The following is a 15456-nucleotide window of genomic DNA, read 5'->3' as shown; positions in this document are numbered from 1 at the left end:
AAAATAAAAATGACAACAGAATTATTAATTAAACTAACTATGATTGCTACTTTCGTTTTAGGGTTCGTTTTACCGTTTGGTTATTTCTATACAGGCAAAAAGACAAAAAAACGCTACAAGAAATCATTAACAACTAATATCGTATTCGTTGTTGCTGGAATCTTAATTGCCATCGTATTAGCTTATAACCCTGAAGTTGCACTGGCATCCACTGGTGCTGCTGCAGAAACAGCTGGTGAAGCTGCTGGCTTAGCAACTGGTCTTGGCTACATTGCCGCTGCTTTATCTACCGGTTTATCTTGTGTCGGTGGTGGTATTGCCGTTGCTTCTGCTGCATCAGCTGCTCTAGGTGCTATTTCAGAGGATGGTTCAATCTTCGGTCGTTCATTAATCTTCGTTGGTCTTGCTGAAGGGGTTGCCCTTTATGGTTTGATCATCTCATTCATGATTTTAGGTCAACTATAATGAAAGCTTACGTAATCTGTGATAATTTAGACACTTTGACTGGATTGCGGTTAGTAGGCATTGAAGGTGAAATTGTAAAGCCTGCGGAATTTGAACCTGCCTTTAAAAAAGCAATAGCAAATAAAGACATTGGCATTCTTTATATTTCACCTTCCCTAATTGAAAGCAATCAAGACCTTGTTAATGATGTTCGCTTTAACCAAGCGACACCACTTATCACTTCAGTCTTAGGTGCAAATGAATATCAAAATGCGACCAATACCATTGCAGAAACGATTCAACATGCAATTGGTATTCAATTATAGAATGGGAGTTTTAAGCAATGGATTTAGAAGATAAATTTGCTTATTTTGAAACGCAAGTAAACCAACAAGCACAAAGTATTATTGATGAACAAGTTAATCAATACCAAGCAACTTTGCAAAAAGACTATGATGAGTTTGTAAAAAATACCAATCAAGAGTTTGATGCAAAGTTTGTAAATGCAAAAAAAGATATGCGAAAAGAGTTAAATAAGAATATTTCTCAAAGTCATATTCACTTACAACATGACTTGTACTTACAAGAAGAAAAGTTAAAAAAATCTTTATTCGCTGAATTTAACGAAGCGGTTCAAAAATATATGCAAACAGATGAATATCGCAATCAATTAGTTGTGATGATTAATAACTTAAAAAATTATGCTGATAAGAGTCGTGAAGAATTGGTTGTTTATATCAATCACTCTGACCAAGCTTTGCAAGCTTCTCTTTTAGATGAAACAAATGCAAATGTTAAAATTTCAGACCGTGAGTTTTTAGGCGGCGTTCGTGGAGTGCTAAAAGACCGTCAAGTTTTAGTTGATTATTCTTTCTCTACCCTGTTAGCGAATGCTGAAAATGAATTTACAATCAAGGAGGTTGATGACTAGAATGGCAAGCGAAAATATTATTTATTCAGTTTCGGGTCCAATCGTTAAAATTGCTGGTCCAACCGACTTATCTATGCAAGAAATGGTACATGTTGGTGAGGATAAATTAGTTGGTGAAGTGATTTCAATCAATGAAAAAGAAACCACGATCCAAGTGTATGAAGAAACCGCTGGTATCCGTCCTGGAGAACACGTTTACGGTACAACAATGCCTATTAAAGTACAATTAGGCCCTGGCTTAATCAATAATATTTATGATGGTATTGAGCGCCCATTAGTTGAGATTGAAAAACAATCTGGCTATATGATTAAACGTGGTGTACAAGTAGACTCATTAGACAAATCTACTTTATGGCATGTGAAACCTGTTGTGAAAGTCGGTGATCAAGTTTCTGGTGGTGCTATTGTCGCAGAAATTCCTGAATCTAATGCGGTTACGCACAAGGTATTAGTACCACCAACAATCGTTGGTGAAGTAGTAGATGTTGTAGTTGAGGGTGACTATACTATAGAAGATATCTTGGTTAAAGTGCGTCGTTTTAATGGTGATATCGATGAAATCAAGGCTTACCAAGAATGGCCAATTCGCCAAGCACGTCCTGTTGCTTCGCGTTTTGAATCCACAACACCACTAATTACTGGACAACGGATTATTGATTCTGTCTTCCCTATTGCAAAAGGCGGTACGGCTGCTATTCCAGGTGGTTTCGGTACTGGTAAAACTACTATGCAACATCAGATTGCGAAATATGCAGATGCGGATGTAATTGTTTATATCGGTTGTGGAGAACGCGGTAATGAAATGACAGAAGTACTTGAAGACTTCTCAAAATTGATTGACCCACGTTCAAATGCACCACTAATGGAACGTACAGTTCTTATCGCCAATACCTCTAATATGCCGGTGGCAGCTCGTGAAGCCTCAATTTATACTGGGTTGACTATCGCTGAATACTACCGTGATATGGGTTATGACGTAGCAATTATGGCCGATTCAACTTCCCGTTGGGCGGAAGCTTTACGTGAATTATCTGGCCGACTTGAAGAAATGCCTGCTGAAGAAGGTTTCCCTGCTTACCTGGCTAGTCGTATAGCAACTTTCTATGAACGGGCTGGTTACATGCGTAACTTAAACCAATCTGAGGGTTCAGTATCGATCATCGGTGCTGTTTCACCTCAAGGAGGAGACTTCTCTGAACCAGTTACACAAAACACTAAACGCTTTGTTCGTTGTTTCTGGGGATTAGATTCAGAACTTGCGCATAAACGCCATTATCCTGCTATTAACTGGATGAACTCCTATAGTCAATATGTGGACGATTTAGGTGCTTGGTATAATGCGAACGTTTCTGAAAAATTCTTAGCTAACCGGGCTGAAATGATGGCTCTTTTACATGAAGAAGATCAATTAATGGAAGTTGTAAAATTAATTGGTTCTGATGTCTTACCTGACCACCAAAAATTAGTCTTACAAACTGCTCGTGTCTTCCGTGAAGGTTTCTTACAACAAAATACCTTCCATAAAGTTGACTCAGCGGTACCAATGGCTAAACAAGAAAAGATGATGGCAGTAATTCTTTACTTACATCACCGCGCGAAGTCATTGATTCAATGGGGAATGCCTATGTCATATCTGAATAAATCAAATATTTTCACTGATGTCATCAATATGAAGTATACGACCTCAAATGATAACTTAGCTGATTTCGATCACTACTTTGAGGATATTGATACATTCTATGAAAATGCTATGCAAGAGAATGGTTAAGGGGGAATAATAATGGCAATAGAATATCTAGGACTAAATTCCATTAATGGCCCTCTAGTAGTTGTAGACGGTGTTAGAGGCGCTGCATATAACGATATCGTACGCTTTCGCGTAAACGGTAATGAAGAAAAATTAGGTCAAATTATTACAATGGAAGGTGAAAAAGCCATCATTCAAGTATTTGATTCTACTACTTCTATGTCTCTAGACAATACACACACTCAATTTACTGGTCACGGTTTAGAAATCGAACTTGCGCCTGAAATTCAAGGTCGTGTGTTTGATGGTATCGGTCGACCAATTGATAATTTAGGCCCAATACATTCTGACATTAAACGTGATGTGAATGGTGCACCACTGAACCCTGTATCTCGTGTATACCCACGTGATTATATTGAAACTGGGTTCTCAGCAATCGATGGATTAATGACGTTAATTCGTGGTCAGAAATTACCTATTTTCTCTGGTGATGGTATGAGTCATAATCAGGTAGCTGCTCAAATTGTTAAACAGGCGAAATTGGGCGAAAATTCTGATGAAGAATTTGCTGTTGTATTTGCTGCGATGGGTGTAAAACATGATATTGCGGATTATTTCCGTCGTTCATTCGAAGAGTCTGGTGCAATGGACCATGTAACGATGTTTGTAAACTCAGCTGATGATCCTGTTATGGAGCGATTAATCACCCCTCGTGTTGCGCTAACAACCGCTGAATACTTAGCTTATGATTTAGGTAAACATGTGTTGGTTATTCTAACCGATATGACTTCATTTGCTGAAGCCTTACGTGAAGTATCCTCTGCTAAACAAGAGATCCCTTCTCGTAAAGGTTACCCAGGTTATCTTTATTCTGAGTTAGCAACAATTTATGAACGGGCTGGTATTGTTAAAGGTAAACCGGGCTCTGTAACTCAAATTCCAATTCTAACCATGCCTAATGATGATATTACTCACCCTATCCCTGACCTTACAGGATATATAACTGAAGGCCAAATAGTACTTGACCGTGTAATTGAGGGTAAAAACGTTTATCCACCAGTTGGAATTTTACCATCACTTTCTCGTTTGATGAAAGACGGTATTGGTGAAGGTTATACTCGTGAAGACCATTCTGACGTTGCTAACCAATTATTCGCTTCTTATTCTGGTGCTAATGAAGCTAAGTCTTTAGCTTCTGTTATCGGTGAGGAAGAATTATCAGATGTTGATAAACTTTACCTAAAATTTGGTGAATTATTTGAACAACATTTTGTTGGTCAAGGTCAAGATGAAACTAGAACAATTCAAGAAACATTAGATTTAGGTTGGAAATTATTGGGTATTTTCCCACGTGAAGAATTGACTCGTATGGATACTGAAATCCTTGATAAATACTACAAAGATACTGCTGATGAGGTATTAAACCAACAGACAACTGAAAAGCCCCTAGTTTAAGGTGGTGAAAATTAATGGATATTAACAACACCCCTACCAAGGGGAACCTAATGCAAATTCAAAAGACATTAGATCTTTCACGTAGCGGTTACCTATTGATGGACCGCAAACGAATTATCTTAATGAATGAGTTAATTGAATTGCTGAATAAGGCTTCTGGTTTACAGGATGACTTAAAAAAAGCTTATGAATTGGCATATCATAAATTGTCAATTGCTGCATATGAAAATGGTATTTTAAGTGTAAATGATGCATCAACTAACGTAGATGTTGAAGACGATATCCAATTAAAAGTACGTAGTGTCATGGGTTCAGAGGTACCAGAAATTAACTATCAACCTCGACCTATGAAACCCGCTTACTCATTCTATGACAATACTGTTGCGATTGATGAAGCTAGAATTGCTTTTCATAGAGTAAAAGAATTACTGATTCAAATCGCCGAAGTTGAGAATGCGGCATATCGTTTAGCAAATAATATGCAAAAAACGCAAAAACGGGTAAATGCCCTTCAAAATGTTACTATTCCACAATTGGAAGATGCACAAAAATCAATTTCTTCAGCTCTTGAAGAAAAAGAACGTGAAGAATTTACACGTCTAAAAGTAGTTAAACGTATCATAAATAGTAAATAACAAAAGCGACCTATGTAGATAAGCTACCAGCTTATTCACATAGGTCGTCTTTTTGTATGCAAAAAGGCATTGGCAAGAAGCTCCTAAGAATATCTCACCAATACCTTTAATCATATCTTTCAGTTATTCACTGAGCTCTGTATTATAGTGTACATTTTGTACATCGTCATCGTCTTCTAATAGATCGATTAGGTTTTCAAGTTGACTTGCTTTATCTTCAGGTAAATCTAACATTGTTTTAGCTACCATTGTCAGTTCGGCTTGTGCTAATTTAAATCCTTGTTCTTCTAAAGCATCACGAACAGATGTAAAGTCAGAGGCTTCTGTATAAATCTCAAATACCTCATCTGAAGTGGTCATATCTTCTCCACCAGCTTCAATCACATTCATAAGCATTTCGTCTTCATCAAGGTCTAATCCTTCACGTTCAATGACGATATAACCTTGACGGTCAAACATATAAGCTACTGAACCAGATTCACCTAATGAACCACCGTTTTTATTAAAAATAGTACGAACACTTGTTAGTGTACGGTTTGTATTATCAGTTAGCGTTTCTACTAAGATAGCAATACCGCCTGGTCCATAACCTTCGTAAGTTACTTCGTCGTAGTCTTCACCTGCATTATTGCTAGATCCCTTTTCAATTGCACGATTGACATTGTCATTAGGCATGTTTGCAGCTTTTGCTTTATCCATAACCAAACGTAAAGATGGATTTGATTCTGGATCTGGTCCACCTGCTTTTGTTGCTACATAGATTTCACGAGAAAGTTTTTGAAAGACTTTCGCACGCTTAGCATCAGTTGCACCTTTTTTATTTTTAATCTTGCTCCATTTATTATGTCCTGCCAAGATATATACCTTCTTTCACGTAGTATTCCACTAAATTATTATAGCAAAGTATTGACATCATAGCAATAAAGCCTATTCCGTCGCTTCACTCGGTACCATAACTTCAATATGTGATGGTAAGATTTCAATTTCAACTGGCAAAATCGGTCCAGTTTCTCCATCAATATTCACCTTCACATCCATTGCGTTCTCATTCATTACACTAATTACCACTTTTTTGACGTGATATGTGAGCATATTATTTGCTTCCGATATGTAACCACCATTCAGCTCTTTTAACAATCCTGGTATTTCCATTAATAAATTTTCATCTTTCAAAGCCATAATATGTAACAGGCCATCATCTGGCGAAGCTTTGGCAACCATGTTCTCAAAAGATCCCACACTATTAGTTAAAGCGATGACAAGAACTTTTGTAGAAATTTCAACTTCTTTATCATCATCTAAGATCAGTTTATAAGTATATGGACTGTTCTTTAAGACTGCTCGCATTGAATCGCGCACATAAGCGAAAAAACCAAACTTTGATTTCTCTTCACTTGATGTTTCCATAACTGCTGATGGAATAGCACCAATTGCTGCTACATTACAAAAGTATTGATTATTAATTCTTGCAATATCAATTTTTCTTGTTTTAAAATTTGTTAAATCTTTAGCTGCTTTCCTCGGATTTAAGCTGATACCCAAAGCTCGTCCTAAGTCATTAGCTGTTCCAAGAGGTATAAATCCGAATTTAATACGCGTATCTAGCTCAGCTATACCAGAAATTCCCTCATTAACAGTACCATCTCCACCAACTACAACAACAGCTTCATAGTTTTTTTCACTTGCTTCACGAGACCAGTATTTGGTGTCGCTTTCACCTTGAGTAAATCTTGTTTCAATTTCGTCAAAAGATGCGGTCAAAGCCATTTCTAAATCAGCTTGGATTCTTTCACCTGTTCCTTTACCTGATGCTGGATTAATAATCAACATTGCTTTAGACATGTGCTTTACCTCCATTTTATTTAAGTTAACTTTATTTTACTAAAACGAAGAAAATTAAGCTATCTTTAAGATTTTATAATTTTTAAGTTTAATTATGGTGGCTCATTCACTTTACAATGACTAATTCTAATAGCATGTATACAATTGTTTTGATATAATTAACAGGAAATTAACCTATTTTTTACAATAAAAAACGTTATAGAAAAGTGTGTGTATAGTGAAAAAAAACAATGAAGAAAAGAAGAAAACCGGGAACGAACTTTCTAGACTTGAAAAAGTCATGTTCTATGTAAGTATTGCTTTCAAATCTTTAACAAAGATCTTCCTAATCTTATTACTCATCCTCTTTCTTGCAGGAGCATTTGGATTCGGATTGGGCGCAGGTTATTTCATTGGTTTAGTAGAAGATATGCCAATTCCTACTGAAGAAGAACTGGCCAATGCGGTTGAAAATGCTGGCGAAATCTCCACCATGACCTATAGTGATGATACGGAGATTTCAAGTATTCGTGCTGATTTGGTTCGTGAAAACACTGAACTTGAAAATGTGAGTCCCTTTATCATTAATGGTTTAGTGGCTACTGAAGATGAGAACTTCTTCGAGCATGATGGTATTGTGCCTTCAGCAATCATTCGTGCTGGGGTCTCAACTTTCCTTGGTGTGGGAGAGTCTTCTGGTGGTTCAACTATAACTCAGCAATTAATCAAGCAAAAGTTATTAACGAATGAAGTTTCTTTTGAACGTAAAGCAAAAGAAATGCTATTATCTATGCGTTTAGAAAACCACTATTCAAAAGAACAAATTCTACAGGGCTACCTAAATGAGTCTCCGTATGGTCGGAATAATAAAGGCGAAAATATAGCTGGTGTTGAAACTGCTGCTCAAGGTATATTTGGCGTTTCAGCTAGTGATGTAACACTTGCTCAAGCAGCCTTCCTAGTCGGTATCCCACAAAATCCATATACCTACACACCCTTCTTACAATCTGGTGAGCTGAAGGAGAGTGAATATTTAGAGGATGGTATTACTCGTTCACATGAAGTCTTGCAGCGTATGCGATTAACCAACTATATTACAGAAGAAGCATACCAAGAGGCTATGAACTATGATATTACGCAAGACTTCTTAAGTGCTGGTACGAGTGAAGAAGTGCCAGACGAACGGAATTCTTATATATACCAAGCTGTTGAGTTAGAAACGATCGACATTTTAATGGAACAAAAAGTCGCTGCTGATGGTTTAACGATGTCGGATGTTAATGCCAATGATCAGTTATATAACCAATATTATGCTGAAGCTGAAAGCCAAATGCGTAATGGTGGTTTAACAATTAAAGCAACCGTTGATCCTGATATTTATGAAACAATGAATTCAACTGTACAAGAGTTTTCGGCTTCTTTTGGTACAACTTATTACGGAGAATCAACAGACTCAGAAACTGGAGAAACGATTGAAGTAGAAGAACCCGTTCAAAATGGAACAGTTTTATTAGATAATGATACAGGTCAAGTGCTTGGTTTTGTTGGCGGAATTGACTTTGATACTAGTCAGGTAGACCATGCTTTTAGGTCACGGCGTTCACCAGGTTCATCATTTAAACCGATCTTAACTTACGGACCAGCTCTACAAGAGCAGATTGCAGGTGCCAATACCATGCTTGCAGATACCTATACACGAATTGTAGAGCCAAATGGTACTGTGTATGAACCTACAAACTTTGGAACTACCATTTCAAATGATTTTGTGACTGCCCGTTATGCCCTATCAAATTCGATGAATAACCCAACATTAGCCTTGTATAATGAATTATTAAATCAAGGTGTAGATATTCAATCCTATGCTTATAAGATGGGATTGAGCGACGCTATTACACCTGATGAATTCAATCACATTGCATTATCACTAGGGGGTACTACATATGGACCTACTGTCTTGGAAAATGCTGCTGCCTTTGCAACATTTGCTAACGGTGGTGTATATGTTGAGCCTTATCTAATTGAAACAATAACTGATGCTAATGGCAACGTGGTGTATCAGCATCAAACTACAAAAGAGCGAGTATTCGATGAAGACGTCGCTTACATTATCGCCGACATCTTAAAGGATGCAACAAGTGCAGGTGCTATGGCCTCTTATAAAGCGCAAATGGACAGTGATTTAGACTGGTTCTTAAAGACTGGTACTTCAGAACAATTTAGAGATTTATGGGCCAATGGTTCAACACCTAATGTCACCCTTACCTCTTGGATTGGTTATGATAACATCACCCAAACACGCGATTTATATAGCCAAGCAGAAAATGCAGTTTACGGAACACCTGCTCAACGTTCATTACAATACTGGACAACTTTAGGAAACCGATTAAATTATTACTATCCAAAAACGATGGGATCTGGCGAAGTCCTTGAGGAACCGGAAGGCATTCATGAAGAAACTGTTGTTACTGAAACAGGTACAAAATCTGGAAACTTTGAAGGACCATACGATACCAACTACTCTATTCCTTCTTCAGCTTCTACGAATACTGAGTTGTTCACAGCTGCGATGGATCCAAAAGAGCCAAGCTTTACATTTGGAATCGGCGGTTCAATGGATGACTATATGAATAAATTAGAACCTTACCGTTCTAAGACAAATGCTTCAGTGAATACTAAAGTACAAGAAGTATTAGAATCCTTTAAACTACGTAGTGCAGAAAATGAACAACGTCGTCAAGAACTTGAAGAAGATAACATTCAACAAGATGGTTAAGTAAATAAATAAGGTGACACTGGAAAATAACTCAATCACCTAACAAAGACACCCTTCAACGCCTTCTAAATTAGAAAGCGTTGAAGGGTTTTATTTTTTAAAATATAGCAGATCACATACCTAATCATTACGAAAAGATAGATGAAGTAAATAAACCCCATCCACCCTATATTTTTGAAGTCTTTTTTATTATTTTTTCGGCATTAAAAGCTTCTTATATCAAGTATTTTGTATCTATATACTCTAAAAAAATACTACTGTCTTCATTTAGAAAAAGTGATAAACTTATGTAGAATAGAACATTGTTGCTCTCCTAAATAAATGATCTAGCTTTATAAAATAAAAAGGATGAAAAATATGGAATATGTTGAACAAAATTTGTACTATCATAATGATAAAGAACAATCTACAGACAACTTACATCCCTTTGAACAATTAACAGAAAAAAATGTGTATGAAGTGATTCGTGTTAAAGAAGGCATACCCCTGTTTTTAGAAGATCATTTGCTAAGATTCAGAACATCTGCTTTATACGTCGGTAATCCCTTAACGGATTCAGATAATACCTTAATCAGTCGTTTATATCAACTTATAAATAAGAATAGCGCCTTTGATCAGAATAGCGCCTTTGATCAGAACATCAAATTGATATGGAATAAAGACATAGGTTTACTGGCTTTCTTTACTAAAAGTTTTTATCCGCCTAGGAGCTATTATCAGTCTGGCATTAAAACAACATTATTGAATTTGGAAAGAGAAGATCCGAATATCAAGCTCCAACGTGAAGAGTATCAAAAAACTGTACTAGCAAAACGAGAAAAAACAGGTGCTTATGAAGTGCTATTAGTTGATCAAGAAGATAATCTTACAGAAGGCAGTCGTTCAAATTTATTTATTGTTAAAGGAGATAAACTCTATACTTCTCCAGCTAAAAATGTTCTTTTAGGAATTGTTCGTTCTAAAGTTGTAGATATTTGTCGGCAGCAGCAAATTGATATTATTGAACAAAAGATACCTGTGTCTGAATTAAATACCATTGATGGTGCTTTTATTTCAGGAACAGGTAATGATATATTGCCTATAGCTTCTATCAATAACATCGCACTAGAATCAATAAAAAATCCAATCATTTTGACTATTATGCGCGAATACTATCGCTTAGTTAATCAGTACATTGTCTCTAAAAAGGGGTTTAAAAGATGAGTTAAAAACTATCCATTCTCCCAACAAAGAAAACCTTCAACTCCTTGTAAATTAGAAAGAGTTGAAGGTTTCTTAAGCGTTTAAAAAACGTAGTGAGTCGAAAATAAAAACTGCATTAAGAAATCATATATATAATGATTCATCTCGATTTTTATTTTAGCGTTAATTGCTTTCTATCTCCATTTTCCATGAAATATGACATTAGATTATTCAATCATAAATGCATCTAAAGTTGCCATATCAGCTTCAGCAATCTCAAAATCTAATTTAGCATTGGCAAGAATATATTCTTCATGAACAGATTTCGGTAGGATGATGTGACCTTTTTGCAGTGGATAGCGGTAACATAATTGTGGTACAGATACATTGTACTTATCTGCAATAGCTTTAATGTCTTCATTACCTAACAAGCGACCTGTACCTAAAGATGAATAAGCTTCAACGATAATATCATTCGCTTCACAGTATGATACAATATCTTCTTGAGTGTAACCAATATGGTATTTAATTTGGTTTACAACTGGTTTAATCTTTGTATTTTCAATTAAATGTTGTAAGTCATCTGCGTTAAAGTTAGAAACACCGATTGCACGAACCAATCCTTTGTCATACAGCTCTTCTAAAGCACGCCAGACTTGAATATTCTCTTCATAGAAATTTGGACGATTTTCATCTGTTCTAGAGAAAAATCGCCAAGGCGTCGGACAATGTACTAATAATAAATCAATATAATCAGTATCTAAATCTTTTAATTCTTGATAGAAATTGTCCATAGCTGCTTCATAAGTTTTCGACTCACCACGTACTTTAGTCGTAATGAAGATATCTTCACGACTCACATTTGAAGATTTAATGCCTTCACCAATTCCCTTAGAATTTTCGTACGCATGTGCACCATCAATATGTTTATAGCCATTTTCTAAGGCAAAGCGGACTGAGCTTACCGCTTCTGCCGTTGGCGTTTGCCAAGTACCTAAGGCAATTTTTGGAATCTCTACACCGTTATTTAAGGTGAATGTTTGGTTTAATAAATTCATGGCAATACTCCTTAGTATTTATTCAGTTTACACTGTATATTACATTATAGTTGGAATATTTCAGACCACCAAATAAAAGCCCTTACCTTGTGATAAGGTAACGGCTTTGACTTAAAAATCAGCTTAATTTTTAAGTGATTGGATTGGAGCCGGAATACGGCCACCTCGGTGAATAAAAGTACTTGGAGAGGTTCTATTCACTTGCATGACAGATCCTTCACCGAATAATCCACCAAAGTTTAATACTTCATCATCTTGACGACCAATTGCTGGAATTACACGGACGGCTGTCGTTTTAGAGTTGATCATTCCAATTGCTGCTTCATCCGCAATAATAGCTGAAATAATTTCTGGCGTAGTATCTCCTGGAATAACAATCATATCTAAACCGACTGAACAAACAGCTGTCATTGACATTAAAGTTTCAATATTCAAAGTACCATCAGCTGCCGCTGCAATCATACCTGCATCTTCTGTAACCGGTATGAAGGCACCTGACAGACCTCCAACGTTAGAAGATGCCATGATGCCACCTTTTTTAACTGCATCATTAAGCATCGCTAAAGTTGCTACTGATCCATGAGCACCTACTTGATCTAAACCTATTTCTTCTAGAATATGAGCAACAGAATCACCAACAGCCGGTGTAGGGGCTAGAGATAAGTCAACAATACCAAAAGGTACACCCAGCATCTTAGAAGCTTCAGTCCCAACTAATTGCCCCATACGTGTAACCTTGAAAGCTGTCTGTTTGATCGTATCTGCAACTGTTTCAAGTGAAGCATCCTTTGAAAGTTCTGCTAAAGCATTTCTAACAACACCTGGTCCAGAAACACCAACATTGATGACAACATCTGGTTCTCCTTGTCCGTGGAAGGCACCTGCCATAAATGGATTATCTTCGACTGCATTACAGAAGACCACAATTTTAGAAGCTCCCATGCTTTCATTTTCTTGGGTTAATTCGGCAGCTTGACGAACAACTTCCCCCATGATCTTTACAGCATCCATGTTAATACCAGCTCGAGTTGAACCAATATTTACGGACGAACACACATGTTCAGTTTCTGCCATTGCCTGTGGAATAGATTCAATTAGCTCACGGTCTCCTGCAGAAAAACCTTTATGTACTAAAGCAGTATACCCACCAATATAGTTAACGCCTACTGCATTTGCTGCTTTATCTAAGATGTGGGCATACTTTAACGGGTCACCACCTGAAGCGGCTAACAATTGAGAAATAGGTGTTACAGCAATTCGTTTATTTACAATCGGAATACCATATTTTTCTTCAATTTCTTCCCCTGTTTTCACTAAATCTTTAGCAACAGTTGTAATTTTATCATAAATTTTTTGACATGAACGGTCGATATCCGCATCCGCACAATCAATTAAAGAAATCCCCATTGTAATTGTACGAATATCTAAATTATTGTCTTTAATCATTGAAACTGTTTCAATGATATTATTCATTTCTAGCATTTTTCCTTCTCCTTAACTGAACTAAATCTCATGCATCGCATTAAAAATATCTTCATGCATTACATAAACTTCCATTTCAGTTAATGCATCTTTGATTTCCTTTTTAAAATTTTCAAATTCAACGCTTAGATTGTCAATATTAACAATCATCACCATCGTAAAAAGGTCTTGCATAATTGATTGATCTACATCAACAATGTTCGCATTCAATTCCGCACACTTGCTAGCTGCTGTTGCTAAAATACCGACCTTATCCTTACCAATTACTGTGATTACAGCTTGCATACTTCATCATCCTCCAATTTATTTATCACCTTATCTAATACAAGTCCCACTGATAACATAAATAAGGTTGTTGTTTTATCCAATTCAAAGTACATATGCCTCTTAACCAAATGAAACAAAATCTCATCCTATTATAATCTATGCTAATTGAAAACAAAATCAAAATCTCATCTTCTCTGGAAAAAGCACCCAATTTGTTTGATAATCAATACAAAAACAATTCATTATTGCATTTTAGAAAATCTATTCAGCGTTAACACCTTTTGTCCAGGCAGTCTCTAAATAGTCTTGATATGAGAAATCCTCTGTATAAGTGATCATCCGGTTATGAATTGTATCAACCAAAGACGCTTGCGCAGTCTCCTGTCCTTTATAATCTGCTAAAGGGAAACTTTCATAAGCTGTTTCATTGGCTGTACCTGAAAAGTATGTTGGCATAAATTTCCCTTCACTCACTTGCACTTCACCATTCTCGTCACGGACAAAAGTGATTTCATGAATACCACCTAACTTGTTATCATCTGCAACCTGCCCTGTCATGAAAGAAGCTTGCGAATAAATAACATAGGTCTCTTTATCATTAAGCCAGTTAACTGGTTGAATATCGTGTGGATGTCCACCAATGACCAGTTTTACACCTGCATCTGCTAATGCTTGTGTCACAGCAATTTGTTCATCGTCAGGTAAAGTTCCATACTCAGTTCCCATATGCAAAGATACGATCACCGCATCTACTTTATCGCGTAAATCAGCTACATCTTCTAACATCGTTGGTAATTCGGCATAATTCACTACCCAAGGTTCATCTTCAGGTGGCATCATACCGTTAGTGCCGTATGTATAGGATAGAAAACCCAACTTAATACCATTTTTCTCAACAATTCTAACTGTTTCCTTATCTTCTTCACTAGCGAATGCACCGTAATACATCAACCCAGCTTCATCCAAGTAATCCATTGTCATATACGCCCCATCCGCAAATTGGTCTAGTGTATGGTTAGTTGCCATTGAAACCGCGTCAATTCCCGCCCGTTTCAAACTACCAAGGATAGATGAAGGCATATTAAAATTTGGATAGGAAGATATTGGTAAATCAGGATATGCTGCTGGGATTTCTAAGTTGGCTACAGTATAGTCTGCATAAGATGTAAAAGCAGCAATTCTAGCAATCATTGGATCAAAATTATATTCAGATACACCTAAGTCAACAGTTCCACCTTCGCCTCCATAAGCAATTAAATTATCCGAAGTTAATGCAGCAATCTCTTGGAGTTTAGCTGATTGCTTAGAAAAAATATCTGCAGAGGTGTCCGCAGTTGCTGTTACCTCTGAATGGATTAATACATCCCCAACAGACCGTAACACAAAAGTGCCATCCTCACCTTTCCACTGCTCTTCAACTTCTTTAGCAGGGAGATGAGATAAAAAGATTGGAACTTGTATAGCTGGCTTATCATCACTCACTTGTTCTTCATCATGTATCTGAAAATTCCTTGATGAAATGGCCCCTTGATAAGCTAAACCTATACTTGATAAACATACAATGCCTATGGCTATAATCAATAATAAAATACGATTACCTTGTTTCATTTTCTTCATCTTGCACCCCTCCTAGTGACTATACCCATCATAATGGAAGTATT

Annotated in this window: 14 protein-coding genes; 8 read left to right on the top strand and 6 right to left on the bottom strand. The window is 36.7% G+C overall.

What is annotated here, in order from left to right:
- The first annotated feature begins 9 nt into the window (after positions 1 to 9).
- The 6 genes from HMPREF3116_RS07605 to HMPREF3116_RS07580 are packed head-to-tail and all read left to right on the top strand — an operon-like array spanning position 10 to position 5212.
- Entirely contained in the window at positions 10 to 465 is a 456-nt protein-coding gene (locus HMPREF3116_RS07605; protein ID WP_070468894.1) for an ATP synthase subunit C, read from the top strand.
- Entirely contained in the window at positions 465 to 770 is a 306-nt protein-coding gene (locus HMPREF3116_RS07600) for a V-type ATP synthase subunit F (protein WP_070468892.1), read from the top strand. Before HMPREF3116_RS07605 ends, HMPREF3116_RS07600 begins: the two co-directional genes overlap by 1 nt.
- A gap of 17 nt (positions 771 to 787) precedes the next feature.
- Positions 788 to 1375, top strand: a complete 588-nt coding sequence (locus tag HMPREF3116_RS07595; protein ID WP_070468890.1) for a V-type ATP synthase subunit E — start codon at positions 788 to 790, stop codon at positions 1373 to 1375.
- Between the two features lies 1 nt (position 1376).
- A complete protein-coding gene (locus HMPREF3116_RS07590) occupies positions 1377 to 3143 on the top strand; it encodes a V-type ATP synthase subunit A (RefSeq protein ID WP_070468888.1) in 1767 nt (588 codons plus the stop codon).
- Between the two features lie 12 nt (positions 3144 to 3155).
- Positions 3156 to 4577: a V-type ATP synthase subunit B gene (locus tag HMPREF3116_RS07585; protein WP_070468886.1), complete on the top strand. Its 1422-nt coding sequence runs from the start codon at positions 3156 to 3158 to the stop codon at positions 4575 to 4577.
- Between the two features lie 14 nt (positions 4578 to 4591).
- Complete coding sequence (locus HMPREF3116_RS07580) at positions 4592 to 5212, top strand: V-type ATP synthase subunit D (RefSeq protein ID WP_070468883.1); 621 nt, start codon at positions 4592 to 4594, stop codon at positions 5210 to 5212.
- A 123-nt stretch (positions 5213 to 5335) separates the two neighbouring features.
- Here HMPREF3116_RS07580 and HMPREF3116_RS07575 read toward each other — a convergent pair whose 3' ends face one another.
- Positions 5336 to 6067: a YebC/PmpR family DNA-binding transcriptional regulator gene (locus tag HMPREF3116_RS07575; protein WP_070468881.1), complete on the bottom strand. Its 732-nt coding sequence runs from the start codon at positions 6065 to 6067 to the stop codon at positions 5336 to 5338.
- Positions 6068 to 6139: 72 nt separating this feature from the next.
- A complete protein-coding gene (locus HMPREF3116_RS07570) occupies positions 6140 to 7054 on the bottom strand; it encodes a diacylglycerol/lipid kinase family protein (RefSeq protein ID WP_070468879.1) in 915 nt (304 codons plus the stop codon).
- Between the two features lie 217 nt (positions 7055 to 7271).
- Here HMPREF3116_RS07570 and HMPREF3116_RS07565 point away from each other — a divergent pair, with 217 nt between their 5' ends.
- Together HMPREF3116_RS07565 and HMPREF3116_RS07560 are read left to right on the top strand one after the other, a co-directional pair.
- Positions 7272 to 9806 carry a transglycosylase domain-containing protein gene (locus HMPREF3116_RS07565; protein ID WP_070468877.1) on the top strand — a complete coding sequence of 845 codons (2535 nt, stop codon included), beginning with the start codon at positions 7272 to 7274 and terminating at the stop codon, positions 9804 to 9806.
- A gap of 357 nt (positions 9807 to 10163) precedes the next feature.
- On the top strand, positions 10164 to 11009 hold the full coding sequence (locus HMPREF3116_RS07560; protein WP_070468875.1) for an aminotransferase class IV: 846 nt from the start codon (positions 10164 to 10166) through the stop codon (positions 11007 to 11009).
- Positions 11010 to 11215: 206 nt separating this feature from the next.
- Here the strand turns inward: HMPREF3116_RS07560 and HMPREF3116_RS07555 are convergent, their stop codons facing one another.
- The 4 genes from HMPREF3116_RS07555 to HMPREF3116_RS07540 form a co-directional block, all read right to left on the bottom strand.
- A complete protein-coding gene (locus HMPREF3116_RS07555; protein WP_070468873.1) occupies positions 11216 to 12046 on the bottom strand; it encodes an aldo/keto reductase in 831 nt (276 codons plus the stop codon).
- Positions 12047 to 12169: 123 nt separating this feature from the next.
- The gene (locus HMPREF3116_RS07550) at positions 12170 to 13528 is read right to left on the bottom strand and encodes a PFL family protein (RefSeq protein WP_070468871.1); all 1359 of its coding nucleotides are present in this window, start codon (positions 13526 to 13528) and stop codon (positions 12170 to 12172) included.
- Between the two features lie 21 nt (positions 13529 to 13549).
- Positions 13550 to 13813, bottom strand: a complete 264-nt coding sequence (locus tag HMPREF3116_RS07545) for an ACT domain-containing protein (RefSeq protein ID WP_070468869.1) — start codon at positions 13811 to 13813, stop codon at positions 13550 to 13552.
- Positions 13814 to 14056: 243 nt separating this feature from the next.
- On the bottom strand, positions 14057 to 15412 hold the full coding sequence (locus tag HMPREF3116_RS07540; RefSeq protein WP_070468868.1) for a CapA family protein: 1356 nt from the start codon (positions 15410 to 15412) through the stop codon (positions 14057 to 14059).
- Positions 15413 to 15456 lie beyond the last annotated feature (44 nt).

The organism is Aerococcus sp. HMSC10H05 (assembly GCF_001806975.1).
In the GTDB taxonomy this organism is placed as follows: Bacteria; Bacillota; Bacilli; order Lactobacillales; family Aerococcaceae; genus Aerococcus; species Aerococcus viridans_B.
Note: the sequence above shows the minus strand (reverse complement) of the source record. Positions and strands in the feature narration are given on the sequence as shown.